This is a genomic window from Sphingopyxis sp. USTB-05, from assembly GCF_023822045.1.
Taxonomy (GTDB): Bacteria; Pseudomonadota; Alphaproteobacteria; order Sphingomonadales; family Sphingomonadaceae; genus Sphingopyxis.
On sequence record NZ_CP084712.1, the window covers coordinates 3,314,796 to 3,330,711 of the forward strand.

Sequence of the window (15,916 nt, forward strand, 5' to 3'; positions counted from 1 at the left end):
CCGATGCCCGGCCGCAACCTCGAAGCCGCGATCGCCGCGACCCGCGAAGTCGGCGACATGGCGATGGCGCGCTGGCGCGGCGAGGGGCAAGCCGTCAACGTCTGGAACAAATCGCACGACAATCCGGTCAGCGACGTCGATCTGGCGGTCGACGCACGGCTGAAAGCGGTGCTGGGCGCGATGGTGCCCGAGGCGGGATGGCTCTCGGAAGAGACCGCCGACAACGAAGCCCGCCTGTCGTGCCGTGCGATGTGGTGCGTCGACCCGATCGACGGCACGCGCGATTTCATCCGCGGCCGCCCCGGCTGGTGCGTGTCGGTCGCGCTCGTGATCGACGGCACGCCCGAATTCGGCATTCTCTATGCCCCTGCCCTCGACGAATTATGGGTAGCGCAAAAGGGTCAGGGAGCTTTGCTGAACGGCGAGACCCTGCACGCCAGCCAACGCACGCGGTTTCCGGGATCGCGTGTTCCCGCCGACGCGCTGCCCAAGGTCGACAGCGATCTGGTCATCGTGACCAAACCGAACAGCATCGCGCTGCGCATGGCACTCGTCGCCGACGATCGCGCCGATCTGGTCGCGACGCTGCGCTGGGGGTTCGAGTGGGACGTCGCGGCCGCCGCGCTGATCGCCAGCGAGGCGGGCGCGACCGTCACCGACGCGTTCGGCGAGCCCCTGAAGTTCAATACGCCCCGCGCGCAAGCCTTTGGTGTCATCGCCTGCGCGCCCGGGATTCATGCGGCGGTCGTCGACCGCTTGCGCGATCGGGCGGTCGCCCTTACATCGCATTCGTGAGCACCCGTTCCGACACGCAATCCACCGCAGTTCACTTGACTTTCGGGGCGACTCACCCTAACTGCGCGATCATTCCGACAGCCTGACCGGACGGCGAAGCGCCCTCATGCGCATCGTGGTCCGTTTTTTGCGTTGGAAATTCAGACGCTTTGAGATGGGGTCGTTTGCCTGCGACCCTGTGGAGCAGGAGAAAGTTACCAATGGCACGTATCGCGGGCGTCAACTTGCCCACCAACAAGCGCGTGATCATCGCGCTCACCTATATCCACGGCATCGGCCGCAAGAGCGCGATCGACATCGCCGACAAGCTGGGCATCGACCATACGCGCCGCGTACAGGACCTGTCCGACGCCGAAGTGCTGCAGATCCGTGAAACGATCGACGCCGACCACACGGTCGAGGGTGACCTTCGCCGCAACACGGCGATGAACATCAAGCGCCTGATGGACCTCGCCTGCTATCGCGGCCTGCGTCATCGCAAGGGCCTTCCGGTCCGTGGCCAGCGCACGCACACCAATGCGCGCACCCGCAAGGGCAAGGCCAAGGCGATCGCCGGTAAGAAGAAATAAGGTTTGAGCGCGTCCATCTGGGCGCGCTTCCTTGTTTCCCCCTGCCGGGGCAGCGGCGCATCGCCCGCCACCGGCCGTTCAGGATTTAGGTTAGGAATATATCATGGCTCGTGAACCGCAGCGCCTTCGTCGGCGCGAACGCAAAAACATCTCGTCGGGCGTCGCCCACGTCAACGCGACCTTCAACAACACGATGATCACCATCACCGACGCACAGGGCAACGCGATTGCCTGGTCGAGCGCCGGCATGATGGGCTTCAAGGGCAGCCGCAAGTCGACCCCGTATGCGGCGCAGGTTTGCGCCGAAGACGCCGGCAAGAAGGCCGCCGAACATGGCGTCCGTACGCTGGAAGTCGAAGTGAAGGGCCCGGGCGCCGGTCGTGAATCAGCTCTCCGCGCGCTGCAGGCTGTCGGGTTCCACATCACGTCGATCCGCGACGTGACGCCGATCCCGCACAATGGCGTCCGCCCGGCCAAGCGCCGCCGCGTCTGACGTCTTTTTTCGGGCGCGCCTCACCGCCGGGGCGCCGCCCGCATAAAAATCCTCGCTGGACAGGCAGCCGACCCCCGCCCGTCCCGCCCAAAGCAAAGGGAAATCCATGACTGTCAATATCCGGAACTGGCAGGAATTGAAGAAGCCCAGCAACCTGGAAATCAAGGCTGGCAGCGACGGCAAGCGCAAGGCGACCTTCGTCGCCGAACCGCTCGAGCGCGGCTTTGGCCTGACGCTTGGCAACGCGCTGCGCCGCGTGCTGCTTTCGTCGCTCCAGGGTGCGGCTATCACGTCGATCAAGATCGAGAACGTCCTGCACGAATTCTCGAGCCTGGCCGGCGTGCGTGAAGATGTCACCGACATCGTCCTCAACGTGAAGCAGATCGCGCTCAAGATGGAAGGCGAAGGCCCGAAGCGTCTTCAGCTTTCGGCGACCGGTCCCGCGACCGTCAAGGCCGGCGACATCATGGTTTCGGGCGACATCAAGGTGATGAACCCCAACCACATCATCTGCCACCTCGACGATGGTGCGACGCTGAACATGGAACTCGTTGCCGACACCGGCAAGGGTTACGTCCCCGCGACCGCAAACCGTCCGATCGACGCGCCGATCGGCCTGATCCCGGTCGACTCGCTCTACTCGCCGGTGCGCCAGGTCGCCTACAAGGTCGACAATGCCCGCATCGGTCAGGAACTGGACTATGACAAGCTGAACCTGACCGTCGAAACCGACGGCACGATCACCCCGGAAGACGCCGTCGCTTATGCCGCGCGCATCCTCCAGGACCAGCTCCAGGTCTTCGTCCACTTCGAAGAAGCGATGAACGACAGCGGTCTCATCGGCATGGCGGCTCCGTCGGCCACTGCCGACGAATCGGACGTCAACCAGCTCAACCGCTTCCTTCTCAAGAAGGTCGACGAGCTCGAACTGTCGGTCCGTTCGGCCAACTGCCTCAAGAACGACAACATCATCTACATCGGTGATCTCGTTCAGAAGACCGAAGCCGAAATGCTTCGCACCCCGAACTTTGGCCGCAAGTCCTTGAATGAAATCAAGGAAGTGCTGTCGTCGATGGGTCTTCGCCTCGGCATGGACATCCCCGGCTGGCCGCCGGAGAACATCGAAGAAATGGCCAAGAAGCTCGAACAAGAGCTGCTGGGCTAATCGAGATAGCGCCCCGGTTCGCCGGGGCGCCGTCACAACGGGAATGGGTCGGCCCGCAAATCGACCTGGCTTGGGGTACCTTGAACGGCCCCTCTGACAAACGAAGGACAAAGATATGCGTCATAAATCAGGTGGCCGGAAGCTTCAGCGCACGAGCGCGCATCGCACCGCCCTTTTCCGCAACATGTCGGCATCGCTCATCAAGCATGAGCAGATCACGACGACCGTCGCCAAGGCGAAGGAACTGCGTCCCTACGTCGAAAAGCTGGTGACGCTCGCCAAGCGCGGTGGCCTTGCCAACCGTCGCCTCGCGAACAGCCGCCTTCTCGACGACACGCAGCTCAAGAAGCTGTTCGACGTCCTCGCCGAGCGCTACAAGGACCGCAACGGCGGTTACACCCGCATCATCAAGGCCGGCATCCGCGCCTCGGACGCGGCACCGATGGCGGTCATCGAATTCGTCGACCGCGACGTCGACGCCAAGGGCCAGGATTCGGGCCCCGTCGAGCAGTATGACGACGAGGTGGAAGCCGCGTAAAACGCGCTTTCAGCGAAACGAGATCAAGGGCGGCATCCGAAAGGATGGCCGCCCTTTTTCATGGCCGCGGTGTCGGCTTTGGGTTGGAAAGCGGGCATCCCGTCCCCCGCTTCCGTCATCCCGGGCTTGACCCGGGATCCCGCTTTTTGACGCACTCACTGGCTTCGATTTCAAGCGGGACCCCGGATCCAGTCCGGGGTGACGAAAAAGGATTGGTCGGCAACCGGTCGTTTCCCATTTGCGCACCCCGGCGAAGGCCGGGGCCCAGGGCTTCAGAGAGCCGACCTCTGCTCGTTGCGCTCTGGACCCCGGCCTTCGCCGGGGCACACACCTGCAACGGCAGCAATCGGTCATTACCCGAACCTCGTCATCCCGGGCTTGACCCGGGATCCCGCTTCTTGAGGCGCCCACTGGCTTCAACTTCACGCGGGACCCCGGATCAAGTCGAACGAGCCACGTGTCGCGTTCGAGGGTAACGATGATGGAAAGGGCCGCAACCGGTCGAAACCCGCCCGCCGGTACTTGACTTCCTATCCCCTATGTCCGATATTTCTGTCATGACAGAAATTACCGAAAACCTGTCGAAGCTTTCCCCGGCCGCGACCGAGTTCATCCTTCACTGGGGCAATCTTGGCAACCAGTGGGGCGTCAACCGCTCGGTGGCGCAGATCCACGCGCTATTGTTCATCTCCGACCGCCCGCTCCATGCCGAAGAAATCGCAGAAATGCTTGGGCTGGCACGTTCCAATGTTTCCAATTCGATCAAGGAGCTGCTCGGCTGGCGGCTGATCGAACGCGTTCCGCTGCTCGGCGACCGGCGCGACCATTTCACGGCCGAGAAGGACATCTGGGAAATGGTCACGCGCATCGCCGCGGGGCGCAAGGCGCGGGAGGTCGACCCCGCCGAAGCGGCGCTGAAAGCGTGTGTCGCCCGCGCGGCGGATGACCCACAATTGAGCGGCGAAGCCAAGGCGCGGCTCGCCGACATGCTCGATTTCGTCACGACGATGGGGCGCTGGCACGACGAGATGCTGAGCGTGCCCAAACCTGCACTGATGCGGCTCATCAAACTCGGCGCCGGGGTGACCAAGCTGATCAACTGGCGCCCGGGCAAGGGCAAGGACGCCGGATAGGAGGCCAGCGATGCGCGGCACGGCAAAGCGGATGATCGACGCACGGGAACCCGCCGCGTGCGAAAGTGGCGAGGCGCTGTCCGACGATCGCTTCCGCCGCCTCGTTCCGCGCGCTGCATGGGACGCACTCCCCCATGATGTCCGTCAACGCTTCAGCAAGCGCCTCTCCGGCACGGCGGTCGCGACCTATCGCGGCGAGATTGTCTGGACGCGCCTTTCGCGCGCCGGATGGTTGCTCGCACAGTTCTGCCGGTTGATCGGCGCGCCCTTGCCGACCAGCCGCAGCGGCCCCGCACCTGCCGCCGTCGCCGTCAGCGAAGACCGCAAAAGCGGCGGCCAATGCTGGACGCGACTCTACGGTCGCGCCCGTGGCCACCCGCAAGTCATCCATAGTGCAAAAAGCTTTGCGGGACCGACGGGGCTGGAGGAACATATCGGTGGCGGCTTCGGCATGGCGCTTGCCGTCCGCGCCGAGGCCGACGCGCTGATCTTTACGTCCGATCATTATTTCTGGCAGGCGGCGGGACTTCGGTTCCGCATCCCCGGCTGGCTCTCCCCCGGCACGACCGTCGTGACGCACCAGCATCTGGGCAGCGGCCTTTTCGCCTTCGATCTCAAGGTCACGCATCCGCAGCTTGGCGAACTCCTCAACCAGCACGGGCTGTTCCGCGATGCCTGACCAAGCCGGCCCGATCATCCTGTTCGATGCCGAATGCGTGCTGTGCTCGGCCAATGCGCAATTCGTCCTGCGCCACGACAAGTCCGCACGGTTCCGCCTTGCGTCGATCCAGGGCGAGGCGGGCCGCGCATTATGCCGCGAACACGGTCTCGATCCGAACGATCCGACGACCATTCTCGTGATCAAAGACGCGCGCGTGCGGCGCGATAGCGATGCGGTTCTGGCGATTTACGAAGGGCTCGGCCGGCCCTGGCGGCTATTTTCGCTTTTACGCCTCGTTCCCGCGTTGCTCCGCGATCCGGTTTACCGATGGATCGCGCGCAATCGTTACCGGCTGTTCGGAAGACGCACGTCCTGTTGGATCGCCCCGCCCGAATATCGCAGCAGGATATTGCCATGAAGATATTGATCCTCGGGGGCTATGGCGTGTTCGGCGGCCGCCTTGCCGAACTGCTCGCCGATTTGCCCGACCTCGACCTGCTGATCTGCGGCCGCGACCTCGCCCGCGCGGAACGCTTCTGCGCGGCCTATCGTGGCGCCGCGCGCGTCCATCCGCACGCGCTCGACCGGCGCGATATCGCCGGCGCGCTGGACGATCTCCTGCCCGACCTCGTCGTCGATGCGTCGGGGCCTTTTCAGGACTATGGCGCCGACCGTTATCGCGTCGTCGAAGCCTGCATCGCGGCAAAGACCGACTATCTCGACTTTGCCGATGGCGCCGATTTCGTCTTCGGCATCGATCGCTTCGATGCACAGGCAAAGGCCGCCGATATCTTCATCCTGACGGGCGTCAGCAGCTTTCCCGCACTTACCGGGGCGGTGCTGCGCGAGATGGCAAAGACGATGGACATCCGCACCGTCGAAGGCGGGATCGCGCCCTCGCCTTTTGCAGGAATCGGGCTCAACGTGATGCGCGCGGTCGTCGGCTATGCCGGCGCGCCGGTTAAATTGCGGCGCGGCGGTCGGGACGGCCATGGCATCGGCCTGGCCGAGAGTCTGCGCTATACCGTCGCAGTCCCCGGCCGGTTGCCGCTCAGGAACATTCATTTCTCGCTCGTCGACGTCCCCGATCTCCAACTCATTCCGCGCGCATGGCCTGCGATTACGGACATCTGGATGGGCGCCGGGCCGGTGCCCGAAATCCTGCACCGCATCCTGAACCTTCTCGCCAAAACGCGCGCGCGTTTTCACCTGCCCTCGTTCGAGCCGTTTTCTCGACTTTTCTATGCAGTGCTCAACCGCATGCGTTTCGGCGAGCATCGCGGTGGCATGTTCATCCGCGCGCGCGGTCTGGTCGACGACCGGCCGGCGGAGCGGAGTTGGCATCTTTTGGCCGAGGGCGATGACGGCCCCTATATTCCTTCGATGGCGATCGAGGCGATCGTCCGCAAACTGCGCACCGGCGACCGCCCGGCCGCGGGCGCGCGATCCAGCGTCGATGCGCTGACGCTGGCCGACTATGACGCGCTTTTCGACGGCCGCTCGATCCACACCGGGTTTCGCAGCGAAGAAGCGGGCGCCCCGCTCTATCGTCAGATACTCGGAGCTGCCTTCGACACCCTGCCGCCGCAGCTTCGGTCGCTGCACGGAAGCAAGGCCGAACGCCGGTGGCAAGGCCATGCGGAAGTCCGCCGCGGCACGGGGCTGCTCGCGCGCCTTGCCGCCGCCATCATCGGTTTCCCCAAAGCCGCGGCAAGCGTGCCGGTCACGGTCGCTTTCACCGCCGAAGAGGGGGGCGAGCGCTGGAGCCGCGATTTCGGCGGCAAGCGCTTTTCGTCGCTGCAGTCGCGCGGAACCGGACGAAGCGACTATCTGCTCGTCGAACGCTTCGGTCCCCTGTCCTTTGCCATGGCGCTCGTGACCCGGGATGAGCGCCTCTATCTCGTCCCGCGCCGATGGTCGGCCTTTGGCATTCCCATGCCGCGCTGGCTGATGCCGGACGGCACGAGTTTTGAGGCGGAAGCCGATGGCCGGTTCTTCTTTGACGTGGAAATCTCTGCGCCGCTTGTCGGATTGATCGTCGCCTATCGCGGATCGCTCGAACCCGTCTGACGGGTATCAAATCCCCTTGCCCGTCTCCTGTCGATGCCTACATATCGGCGCACGATAATTTCCCCAGAAAAGAGGTCGCCTTGCCATGCCCCGTAAAACCCTGTCCGCGCCGCTGGCGCTTGTTGCCCTGACGATGATTCCGGGCGCAGCACAGGCGGCCGACGCCGCCGCGGCATCGGCATCGGCATCGGTCAAGGCGCTGGCCTATCCCGATACGGCGCGCGGCGACACGATCGACCCTCAGTTCGGGGTCGATGTCGCCGACCCCTATCGCTGGCTCGAGGATGATGTTCGCGTCAACCCCAAGGTCGCCGACTGGGTCGTGGAACAGAACAAGGTGACCGATGCCTATCTGGACACGCTGCCCGGGCGTGACACGTTCAAGAAGCGGATGACCGAACTTTACAACTACGAGCGCTTCGGCCTGCCGACGAAGGCGGGGACGCGCTATTTCTACAGCCGCAACGACGGGCTCCAGCCGCAGTCGGTGCTTTACGTCCGCGAAGGGTTGAAGGGCGAAGGCCGCGTGCTGATCGACCCCAATAGCTGGGCCAAGGACGGCGCGACCGCGCTCGGGGAATGGAATCCGTCGGAGGACGGCAAACATCTCCTCTATTCGGTGCAGGACGGCGGCACCGACTGGCGCATCGTCCGGGTCAAGGATGTCGCGACCGGGCAGGATTTGTCCGACGAGGTCCGCTGGGTTAAATTCTCCGCGCTCGATTGGGCAAAGGACGGCAGCGGCTTTTATTATTCGCGCTTCCCCGAACCCAAGGAGGGCGAGGCCTTCCAGTCGCTCAACGAGAATCACAGCGTCTATTTCCACAAGCTCGGGACGCCGCAGAGCGCCGACGTGCTGATCCACGCGACCCCCGACAAGCCCAAGCTGAACAACAGCGCGGTGGTCACCGACGACGGCAAATATCTGCTCGTCGTCTCGTCCGAAGGCACCGACGAACGCTATGGCCTGACGCTGTATCCGACCGACAAGCGCAGCGCGAAGCCGATCGTGCTGGTGGACGACTTTGCGAACAATTGGGAATATGTGACCAACGAGGGGCCGCGCTTCACCTTCGTCACCAACAAGGGCGCACCGCGCGGGCGCCTGGTCTCGCTCGACATCAAAAAGTCCGCGGCGCTGACCGAACTGGCCGGCGAGAATGAGGCGACACTGGTCGGCGCGTCGCGCGTCGGCAATCGCATCATCCTCTCCTACCTCGGCGATGCGAAGTCGGAAGCGCGGATGATCGCGCTCGACGGAAAGCCGGTCGCCAACATCAACCTTGCCGACATCGGTTCGGCCTCGGGCTTCGGCGGCAAGTCGAGCGATCCCGAAACCTTTTATGCCTTTTCAAGCTATGCGCGGCCGACGACTATCTATCGCTTCGACACGCAGACCGGGCGGAGCGAGATTTTCGCCGAGCCGAAGCTGACCTTCAAACCGGCCGATTTCAGCGTCGAACAGCGCTTTTACAAATCAAAAGACGGTACCGAAGTGCCGATGTTCCTGGTGATGAAAAAGGGCCTCGACCGCAGCAAGGGCTCGCCGACGCTTCTTTACGGCTATGGCGGCTTCAACGTCTCGATGACCCCCGGCTTCTCGCCGACGCGCCTCGCCTGGGTCGACAAGGGCGGCGTGCTGGCGATCGCCAACCTGCGCGGCGGCGGCGAATATGGGAAGGCGTGGCACGATGCCGGCCGCCTCGACAAGAAGCAGAATGTCTTCGACGATTTCATCGCGGCGGGCGAATATCTGATTGCAGAGGGGATTGCCGGCAAGGGCCAGATCGCGATCGAGGGCGGGTCGAACGGCGGGCTGCTCGTCGGCGCAGTCACCAACCAGCGCCCCGACCTGTTCGCCGCCGCGCTGCCCGCGGTCGGCGTGATGGACATGCTGCGCTTCGACCGCTTCACCGCGGGGCGCTATTGGGTCGACGATTATGGCTATCCGTCGAAGGAAGGCGATTTCAAGAACCTGCTCGCCTATTCGCCCTACCATAATATCAAGGACGGCACCGCCTATCCCGCGGTGCTGGTGACCACCGCCGATACCGACGACCGCGTCGTTCCGGGGCACAGCTTCAAATATACCGCCGCGCTCCAGCACGCGAAGGCGGGCGACAAGCCGCATCTGATCCGCGTCGAAACGCGGGCGGGCCATGGCAGCGGCAAGCCGACGGACAAGATCATCGCAGAGGCGGCCGACAAATATGCCTTTGCGGCGAAGTGGACCGGGCTGAGCGTCGAATAATGAGTTACGCGCTTTCCTTCACCGCAACCGATCCCGCTGAACTCTGGGCCGAGGCAGGCGACGCTGCCGCGGCGCTCGTCGAGGGCGAGCCCGACGGCATCGCCAATATGGCGAATGTCGCGGCGCTGATCTGGCAGGCGATCCCCGACCTCAACTGGGCGGGTTTCTATCGGTTCGACGGGACAGAACTGGTCCTCGGTCCATTCCAGGGCAAGGCAGCGTGCATCCGCATTCCGCTCGAAAAGGGCGTATGCGGTGCCGCCGCGCGGCTGCGTGCGACTCAGCGTGTCGAGGACGTTCACGCCTTTCCCGGCCACATCGCGTGCGACGCCGACAGCCGCAGCGAACTCGTCGTGCCGGTGATCGCGGGCGATCGCCTCATCGGCGTGCTCGATCTCGACAGCCCGCTTCCCGCGCGCTTCACGGCCGCCGATCAGGCGGGCGCCGAAGCACTGGTCGCGCGCATCGCTGCGTCGCTCGCCGCCTGAATCCCTGACCCAAAACGGGACGCATTCTTCAGGGTTAACGGATTCGCGACGAATCGCTAATTTTGCTAACAAACTGTTAACCAATCGGTTCGCGCCGAGGGAACAGGGAGTTTGGCATGCGTACGACTATGTTGTTGGGACTGGCCGCAGGGACGTTGCTGTTGACGGCAAACGCCAGCGCCGAACAGCCCGCGCTCGACTATGGCGTTCCGGCCGACCCCGATGCCCGCGTCTATACCGGCTATCCCGATCGCGTGCCGAGCGAAGTCGAGTACCGCCGCGTCTCGGGCTATGATGCCGAGGGTCGCTGGACCGGGACGTGGGACGGAACCTACGAGACTCCCGACGGCCGCCGCTACGAAGGCCGCTACGAAGGCACCATCGAAGGCCATGGCCCCGACTACCCCCCACCCCCCGCTTACGATCCTTATTATCACGGCGGATATGACGCCCGTTACAACGAAGAGATGGAACGCCGCTGTGGCCGGGGGGGCACAGTGGGCGGCGCGGTTGTCGGCGGGCTCGTGGGGGGCATCGCCGGCAACCGCATAGCCGGACGCGGTGACCGCACCGCCGGCACGCTGATCGGCGCCGGAGTCGGCGCGCTTGCCGGCAGCGCGATCGGCAATGCCGCGGACAAAAAGAAGTGCGAAGATTATTGGTCGAGCCGCAGCGCGCGCTACGACGGCTATTATCAGGGCGGCACTTATCCGGGCGGATATTCGACGACCTACCAATATGGCGGCTACGGCTATGGCTATTACACTCCCGGCGTCGTCGTCACGACGATCATCAGCGGAGCGCCAGTCGTGACCGAGCGGGTCGAGACCTCGACGCGCACCTATTATGAAAATGTGCCGGTGCGGAAACGTTATGTGGCGAAGAAAAAGTGGAGGCCGAAACCCAAGGCCGCCCCGCGCTGCGTCTGCTGAGATTTAAGAGACGGGTCTGGTCACCTGTAGCTGGTCCAAAGGCCCGTCATCTTCAGGATGGCGGGCCTTTTCTTGGGGCTCGCCTTACCGCGCTGCGGCAACGGTTCAGCGGCGCGAAAGCATCGCGGGCGTAGGGCGGGATCATTGCGGGCCGGACCATCCGGGGCCCACAGGGAGTTTCCCTCGATGCGCAAATTGACCAGCTTCACCACCGCCGCGGCGATCGTCGTGACCTCGATCGGCCTTAGCGCCACCCCCGCCGAAGCGCGTGGACGATATGGCGGCTGGGGCTATCGCCACCACGACCGGATCAGCACTGGCGACGTGCTCGGCGGGCTGCTCATCATCGGCACCATTGCAGCCATCGCCAGTTCGGTCAGCAAGGACAAGCGCGAGCGCGCGCCCGATTATCGGTACGAGCCGCCGTATCGCAGCGATGACGGCCGGCAAGAAGTGCCGCGTTACGAACCCGAAGCGCAGAACGACGCCGTCCCCGGCCCCTATGGCCGCGGCGAAGCCGAAAGCCGTGCCGCCGATGCCTGTAGCTGGGCGGTCGAGGGCGAGTTGGGCGACGACGCCCGCGTCGACAGCATCACCGGGACCGAGCCCAACAATGGCGGCTGGTATGTCACCGGCACCGCCTCGCGCCTCGGCGGCGAGGTGAAAAGCTTTGGCTGCAGTTACCGGAATGGCCGCGTCGTCGACGTCAATTTCGGCTGACGGAATGCCATAGCGGCAAAGGCCCCCCGCCCCATGGCGCGGGGCCTTTTTCTTTATGAACGCCAGCAAAACCAAGGCTGAACGCCAGATAAGCGCCGGGTTCAGGACGGCGTCACAGCGCCTGCAATATATCATCCTCAACAGGCCGCGAAACGCCGCCTGCGCTTTTTGAGGAGACCGAACCATGGCTATCAATACCAACCTGACCAAGGCCGCAATTGGTGCGGCCACCGCCGGCGCGATGCTGATGAGCGCTGCCCCCGCCGCGGCACGCGACCGCTATGACCGCGACGGCATCAGCGCAGGCGAAATCATCGCCGGCGCGGTGGTGATCGGCGGGCTCGCCGCGATCCTGTCGAGCGGCAATAACGATCGTTACGACCGCGATGGCCGCTATGACGATCGTTATCGTGGCCGCTACGACGATGCGCGCTACGGCTACGGCTATGACTATAACCGCTATGGCAACAGCCGCAGCGCGGTCAGCCAGTGCGTCAACGCCGTCGAACGCGGCAGCCGCCGCTATGGCCGCACCGACGTCACCGAAGTGACGAGCATCGACCGCAAGCGCGAGGGTTATCGCGTCAAAGGCCGCGTGATCGTTAACGACGGCTGGCGTGGCCGCTGGGGCCGCGGCGGATCGTATGACAGGGGCAAGTTCACGTGCGACATCCGCTATGGCCGTGTCCAGGATATCCGCTTCTCGGGCCTCGGCTAATCTCCCGATGCCCTGACGATCCGGCCCGCCCGTGCTCAGGCACGCGGCGGGCCTTCTTTTTGTGCGGTTCCCGCCTCCGCGGCTGGTTGGGCCGCCGGATCCCGCGCTGGTGGAGGAATCACGTCCGCCAAATATCTTCGGCGACCCGAATAATTCGTGGATATTATCAAACACGCTATACGAAAATTTACCTTCCTCCTTTAGGACTGGGATCGGGACCAATCAGATAACCGTCCGAGGTGGGAATCGGGCGGCAGTTGTCGAGTCGCGCATGTCGAATCCCGAGGCCTCCCCTGCCTCATCGCTACCGGATGAAAAGCGCCAGCCGCGACAGTCACGGCTGGTCAAGGCGGCGCTCGGCTGTCAGCGGCTGGGCCGGTTCGACGTCACGCTTCGCAACGTCTCACTAACGGGAATCGGCGGACAAGGGCCGCATATCCTGCAGATCGGCGAGCGCATGACGGTGTTCTTGCCCGGGCACGAGCCAATGATGGGAACCGTACGCTGGGTCGCGGGAACACGCTTCGGAATCCAGACCGACCGCGAAATCGAAACCATCCGCCTGCGCGCTGCGCACAACGACCAGATCGTCGCCGCCGACAGCCGCGCCGATTTCCAGATCGTGCCGCCGCCGCGCGTCGACACCTGGCGCCCGGGACTGACGCGCGCGACCAGCCTGCCAGGGCAATTCGGGCGGAAGCGCTGACCGACGTCCATCCTGGAGCCGAGAAGCCGGTTGTGGACGTATCTTCGCGATCCGCTGACGCTTAAAGCCACAGCAGTTTTTTGCGGAAATCCGCCTAAGGGTGGCGAGCGGAGGCCAGCAGCTCCAACCCGCACCCCGGGACCGCGATTCGCCTATTTCTTGAGCCCGATTTCGCGGAGCCGTTCCTGCAAATAATCGTCCGCGGTTATCGGCGTCGGATAGAGGTTCGGGTGCGAGGCGTCGATGCAGCTTTCGAGCGTTTCGATCGGATAGTCCGAACGGAAATGCAGGAAGAAAGGCATCGAGTAACGCGCGACACTCGCGCGGCCTTCGTCGGGGTTGCGGACGCGGTGCGTCGTCGAGGGCAGCTTGTTGTTGGTCAGCCGCTGCAACATGTCGCCGACATTGACCGCCATCGCACCAGGCGGCGGGCTGACCGGAAGCCAGCTACCGTCCTTGTCGAGGATCTCGAGCCCAGCCTCTTCAGCGCCGAGCAGCAGCGTGATCGTGTTGATATCCTCATGCGCTTCGGCGCGGATGCCCTTTGCGGGAGCTTCGACCGGCGGGTAATGGAGCAGGCGCATCACGCTGTTGCCATCGGCGACGGTGTCATCGAAGAAATCGGGTGCGAGGCCAAGGTAGCGCGCGATCCCCGAAAGCAGCCGACCGCCCACACGGTCGAATTCGGCGAACAGCTTGTCATAGGCGGTGCGGAATCCTTCGACCTCGGCGGGCCAGACATTGTTCGGCTGCTGCGCCGCGAGGCGGTGGCCGACGGGCAGGTCGCGGCCGACGTGCCAGAATTCCTTGAGGTCGACTTCCTTTGCGCCCTTCGCGATCTCCGTCCCGAACGGGGTGTAACCGCGCGCACCGCCGCCGCCGGCGATATGATAGGCGCGCTTCGTTTCTTCGGGCAGCGCGAAGAAGGCCTTCGCCTTGTCCCAGGCTTCGTCGATCAGCGCAGGGTCGATGCCGTGGTCGGTGATCATCGCGAAGCCGAAACGTTCGAACGACGCTCCGAAATCTTTCGCGAACTGATCGGCAGGAAGCGACATGGAAATGACGGGAACGGCAGCGGTCATGAAAGATAAGTCCATCTGATAAGGGGCGGCGCCCGTCGGGGCGCGTCATGAGTCGCGATTTAGGCGCTGCGCGGCCGCGGTTAAAGGGAAAAAGGCGGTTTCGCCGCGCGATCGGCTCGGCTAAGTCCCGCCCCATGGCAAAGCAATATTGGCTGATGAAATCCGAACCCGACGCCTATGCGTGGGAACAACTCGTGCGTGAAGGCACAGGGATGTGGGACGGGGTGCGCAATCACACCGCGAAGCTGAACCTTATGGCGATGAAGGTCGGCGACGAGGCGCTCTTTTATCACAGCAATATCGGCAAGGAATGCGTGGGGATCATGACGATCACCGAGACCGCCTCGCCCGATCCCACCGCCGAAAAGGGTTCGCCCTGGGTCATCGTTCGCGTTGCCCCGGTGCGCGCGCTGAAGCATCCGGTAACGCTTGCGGCGATCAAGGCCGACCCGGCACTCGCTGACATGGACCTGATCCGTCAGTCGCGGCTGTCGGTCGGGCGCGTGACGCCCGCCGAATGGAAGCATATTCTGAAAAAGTCGGAAAAGCCCGAGGGCTGATCCCGCACCGTTACCGGGCTCCGTCACTCGCCACGAAGTTTCGCCTGCAGGTGCGCCGCCACCGACACATGAAGCGGGTTGACGAATTCGCAGCCGTAATTGTTGCCGTCGGCACGGCGGACGACGGCCTCCAGAGGCTGAAGTCCTGGCAGGTTCACCCAGATATTCTTGCCGATTTGCGGGCGGAACGAGGTTACCATGCGAAAACCGGTCGACGACAGGTCGAACAGCTCGACGTCGAAGGGGTTGAGTCCGGGTTCCCGAAAGCGCGCGCGCGCCTTAACGGGAGCGCGTTCGGCGCCACGCCCGGCGGTCGGCGCCTTTCTGGTTTCGATGGTGCGATTCCCCAACACGGCTTGGTCCCTGCGTTGATCTTTTGATTCGCCCGCTTTTAGGGCGCCGTTGGTTATCGTAAAGTGAAGCGATATGGTGAAAATCAGCTACACTGGAGGCGTGTCGCCCACCGCCATCAACTGGCTGGGATAGGGAATTGCGAGCGTCACCGCGGCACGCCATTCGCCGCTTAGCCAAGTAGCATAGTCCTCAGGATGCACGATCACCGGCATGCCCTTCGGCTGATGATATGCGACGAGCCGGTTCGGGTCGGTCATGAGCATCGCGAAGCAGGGCCAGTCCTCACCCTGGCGCAGGATTCCGGCGAAGGCGAACACCGGCCGCGATGGCACCGAAAACCAGTGCTGGCGCCGCGCGCCTTCGCTGCCCGACCAATATGCAAAGGCGGTGACCGGAATCAGGCAGCGCAGCTCGGCGTGGCGGAGCGTGCCGATCCAGAATGGGCTTTGAAGATTGCGGACATGGGTGACCGGCTGGGTGCCCTGCGGCGGCGGCGGAACGCCCCATAATTTTGGGCGGAGATAGCGGCGCGCGCCGCCGCGGCCGTCGCTGACGATCACCGGCGCAGGGCGCGCCGGCGCGACATAATCGCCGGTCCAGGGGTCCTTCCCCGCCTCGGCGCCGAACGCGGCGGCAATCGCGCTCGCGGGTGCATCGAGGCGGTAGAGACTTGTAATTGCG

The 15,916-nt window shown here is 64.1% G+C and carries 19 protein-coding genes; 16 read left to right on the forward strand and 3 right to left on the reverse strand.

What is annotated here, in order from left to right; translation table 11 throughout:
- The first annotated feature begins 3 nt into the window (after positions 1-3).
- The 15 genes from KEC45_RS15415 to KEC45_RS15485 all read left to right on the forward strand — a co-directional run bounded on the left by KEC45_RS15415 (position 4) and on the right by KEC45_RS15485 (position 13,239).
- Positions 4-795, forward strand: a complete 792-nt coding sequence (locus KEC45_RS15415) for a 3'(2'),5'-bisphosphate nucleotidase CysQ (protein WP_062176968.1) — start codon at positions 4-6, stop codon at positions 793-795.
- Between the two features lie 200 nt (positions 796-995).
- A complete protein-coding gene (gene rpsM / locus KEC45_RS15420; RefSeq protein WP_062176965.1) occupies positions 996-1,364 on the forward strand; it encodes a 30S ribosomal protein S13 in 369 nt (122 codons plus the stop codon).
- A gap of 103 nt (positions 1,365-1,467) precedes the next feature.
- Complete coding sequence (gene rpsK / locus KEC45_RS15425; protein WP_003040416.1) at positions 1,468-1,857, forward strand: 30S ribosomal protein S11; 390 nt, start codon at positions 1,468-1,470, stop codon at positions 1,855-1,857.
- A gap of 106 nt (positions 1,858-1,963) precedes the next feature.
- The gene (locus KEC45_RS15430; RefSeq protein WP_062176963.1) at positions 1,964-3,022 is read left to right on the forward strand and encodes a DNA-directed RNA polymerase subunit alpha; all 1,059 of its coding nucleotides are present in this window, start codon (positions 1,964-1,966) and stop codon (positions 3,020-3,022) included.
- A 115-nt stretch (positions 3,023-3,137) separates the two neighbouring features.
- A complete protein-coding gene (gene rplQ, locus KEC45_RS15435; protein ID WP_062176961.1) occupies positions 3,138-3,560 on the forward strand; it encodes a 50S ribosomal protein L17 in 423 nt (140 codons plus the stop codon).
- Positions 3,561-4,117: 557 nt separating this feature from the next.
- Entirely contained in the window at positions 4,118-4,693 is a 576-nt protein-coding gene (locus KEC45_RS15440) for a GbsR/MarR family transcriptional regulator (RefSeq protein ID WP_062176960.1), read from the forward strand.
- A gap of 10 nt (positions 4,694-4,703) precedes the next feature.
- Entirely contained in the window at positions 4,704-5,372 is a 669-nt protein-coding gene (locus KEC45_RS15445; RefSeq protein ID WP_238586535.1) for a DUF4166 domain-containing protein, read from the forward strand.
- On the forward strand, positions 5,365-5,772 hold the full coding sequence (locus tag KEC45_RS15450) for a thiol-disulfide oxidoreductase DCC family protein (RefSeq protein WP_062176958.1): 408 nt from the start codon (positions 5,365-5,367) through the stop codon (positions 5,770-5,772). The genes KEC45_RS15445 and KEC45_RS15450 overlap by 8 nt, the downstream gene beginning before the upstream one ends.
- Positions 5,769-7,424 (forward strand): SDR family oxidoreductase, encoded by a 1,656-nt coding sequence (locus KEC45_RS15455; RefSeq protein ID WP_062176956.1) that lies wholly within the window; start codon positions 5,769-5,771, stop codon positions 7,422-7,424. Before KEC45_RS15450 ends, KEC45_RS15455 begins: the two co-directional genes overlap by 4 nt.
- Positions 7,425-7,509: 85 nt before the next feature.
- Complete coding sequence (locus KEC45_RS15460; RefSeq protein ID WP_083435626.1) at positions 7,510-9,675, forward strand: prolyl oligopeptidase family protein; 2,166 nt, start codon at positions 7,510-7,512, stop codon at positions 9,673-9,675.
- Positions 9,675-10,163: a GAF domain-containing protein gene (locus KEC45_RS15465; protein WP_062176954.1), complete on the forward strand. Its 489-nt coding sequence runs from the start codon at positions 9,675-9,677 to the stop codon at positions 10,161-10,163. The genes KEC45_RS15460 and KEC45_RS15465 overlap by 1 nt, the downstream gene beginning before the upstream one ends.
- A 116-nt stretch (positions 10,164-10,279) precedes the next feature.
- Positions 10,280-11,095: a glycine zipper domain-containing protein gene (locus KEC45_RS15470; protein ID WP_062176951.1), complete on the forward strand. Its 816-nt coding sequence runs from the start codon at positions 10,280-10,282 to the stop codon at positions 11,093-11,095.
- A gap of 186 nt (positions 11,096-11,281) precedes the next feature.
- A complete protein-coding gene (locus tag KEC45_RS15475) occupies positions 11,282-11,815 on the forward strand; it encodes a hypothetical protein (RefSeq protein ID WP_062176949.1) in 534 nt (177 codons plus the stop codon).
- A 184-nt stretch (positions 11,816-11,999) separates the two neighbouring features.
- Complete coding sequence (locus KEC45_RS15480) at positions 12,000-12,533, forward strand: hypothetical protein (protein ID WP_062176946.1); 534 nt, start codon at positions 12,000-12,002, stop codon at positions 12,531-12,533.
- Between the two features lie 271 nt (positions 12,534-12,804).
- On the forward strand, positions 12,805-13,239 hold the full coding sequence (locus KEC45_RS15485; RefSeq protein WP_062176944.1) for a PilZ domain-containing protein: 435 nt from the start codon (positions 12,805-12,807) through the stop codon (positions 13,237-13,239).
- A gap of 152 nt (positions 13,240-13,391) precedes the next feature.
- On the opposite strand, the gene KEC45_RS15490 is transcribed toward KEC45_RS15485, so the two are convergent.
- Entirely contained in the window at positions 13,392-14,321 is a 930-nt protein-coding gene (locus KEC45_RS15490) for an isopenicillin N synthase family oxygenase (RefSeq protein ID WP_062176940.1), read from the reverse strand.
- A gap of 134 nt (positions 14,322-14,455) precedes the next feature.
- Between KEC45_RS15490 and KEC45_RS15495 the strand changes: the two genes are divergently transcribed.
- Positions 14,456-14,881, forward strand: coding sequence for an EVE domain-containing protein (locus tag KEC45_RS15495; RefSeq protein ID WP_062176938.1), 426 nt, complete (start codon positions 14,456-14,458; stop codon positions 14,879-14,881).
- Between the two features lie 23 nt (positions 14,882-14,904).
- Here the strand turns inward: KEC45_RS15495 and KEC45_RS15500 are convergent, their stop codons facing one another.
- Positions 14,905-15,234, reverse strand: coding sequence for a PilZ domain-containing protein (locus KEC45_RS15500; RefSeq protein WP_193749081.1), 330 nt, complete (start codon positions 15,232-15,234; stop codon positions 14,905-14,907).
- 87 nt (positions 15,235-15,321) lie between these two features.
- A complete protein-coding gene (locus KEC45_RS15505) occupies positions 15,322-15,912 on the reverse strand; it encodes an SOS response-associated peptidase family protein (RefSeq protein ID WP_083435624.1) in 591 nt (196 codons plus the stop codon).
- Positions 15,913-15,916: the final 4 nt, after the last annotated feature.

Excerpts from the sequence above, each read along its gene's own strand:
- KEC45_RS15475 (WP_062176949.1), top strand. The coding sequence starts at position 11,282 with ATGCGCAAATTGACCAGCTTCACCACCGCCGCGGCGATCGTCGTGACC.
- rpsM (WP_062176965.1), top strand. The coding sequence starts at position 996 with ATGGCACGTATCGCGGGCGTCAACTTGCCCACCAACAAGCGCGTGATC.
- KEC45_RS15460 (WP_083435626.1), top strand. The coding sequence starts at position 7,510 with ATGCCCCGTAAAACCCTGTCCGCGCCGCTGGCGCTTGTTGCCCTGACG.
- KEC45_RS15450 (WP_062176958.1), top strand. The coding sequence starts at position 5,365 with ATGCCTGACCAAGCCGGCCCGATCATCCTGTTCGATGCCGAATGCGTG.
- KEC45_RS15445 (WP_238586535.1), top strand. The coding sequence starts at position 4,704 with ATGCGCGGCACGGCAAAGCGGATGATCGACGCACGGGAACCCGCCGCG.
- rplQ (WP_062176961.1), top strand. The coding sequence starts at position 3,138 with ATGCGTCATAAATCAGGTGGCCGGAAGCTTCAGCGCACGAGCGCGCAT.
- KEC45_RS15480 (WP_062176946.1), top strand. The coding sequence starts at position 12,000 with ATGGCTATCAATACCAACCTGACCAAGGCCGCAATTGGTGCGGCCACC.
- rpsK (WP_003040416.1), top strand. The coding sequence starts at position 1,468 with ATGGCTCGTGAACCGCAGCGCCTTCGTCGGCGCGAACGCAAAAACATC.
- KEC45_RS15485 (WP_062176944.1), top strand. The coding sequence starts at position 12,805 with ATGTCGAATCCCGAGGCCTCCCCTGCCTCATCGCTACCGGATGAAAAG.
- KEC45_RS15490 (WP_062176940.1), bottom strand. The coding sequence starts at position 14,321 with ATGACCGCTGCCGTTCCCGTCATTTCCATGTCGCTTCCTGCCGATCAG.
- KEC45_RS15495 (WP_062176938.1), top strand. The coding sequence starts at position 14,456 with ATGGCAAAGCAATATTGGCTGATGAAATCCGAACCCGACGCCTATGCG.
- KEC45_RS15440 (WP_062176960.1), top strand. The coding sequence starts at position 4,118 with ATGACAGAAATTACCGAAAACCTGTCGAAGCTTTCCCCGGCCGCGACC.
- KEC45_RS15430 (WP_062176963.1), top strand. The coding sequence starts at position 1,964 with ATGACTGTCAATATCCGGAACTGGCAGGAATTGAAGAAGCCCAGCAAC.
- KEC45_RS15465 (WP_062176954.1), top strand. The coding sequence starts at position 9,675 with ATGAGTTACGCGCTTTCCTTCACCGCAACCGATCCCGCTGAACTCTGG.
- KEC45_RS15455 (WP_062176956.1), top strand. The coding sequence starts at position 5,769 with ATGAAGATATTGATCCTCGGGGGCTATGGCGTGTTCGGCGGCCGCCTT.
- KEC45_RS15470 (WP_062176951.1), top strand. The coding sequence starts at position 10,280 with ATGCGTACGACTATGTTGTTGGGACTGGCCGCAGGGACGTTGCTGTTG.
- KEC45_RS15415 (WP_062176968.1), top strand. The coding sequence starts at position 4 with ATGCCCGGCCGCAACCTCGAAGCCGCGATCGCCGCGACCCGCGAAGTC.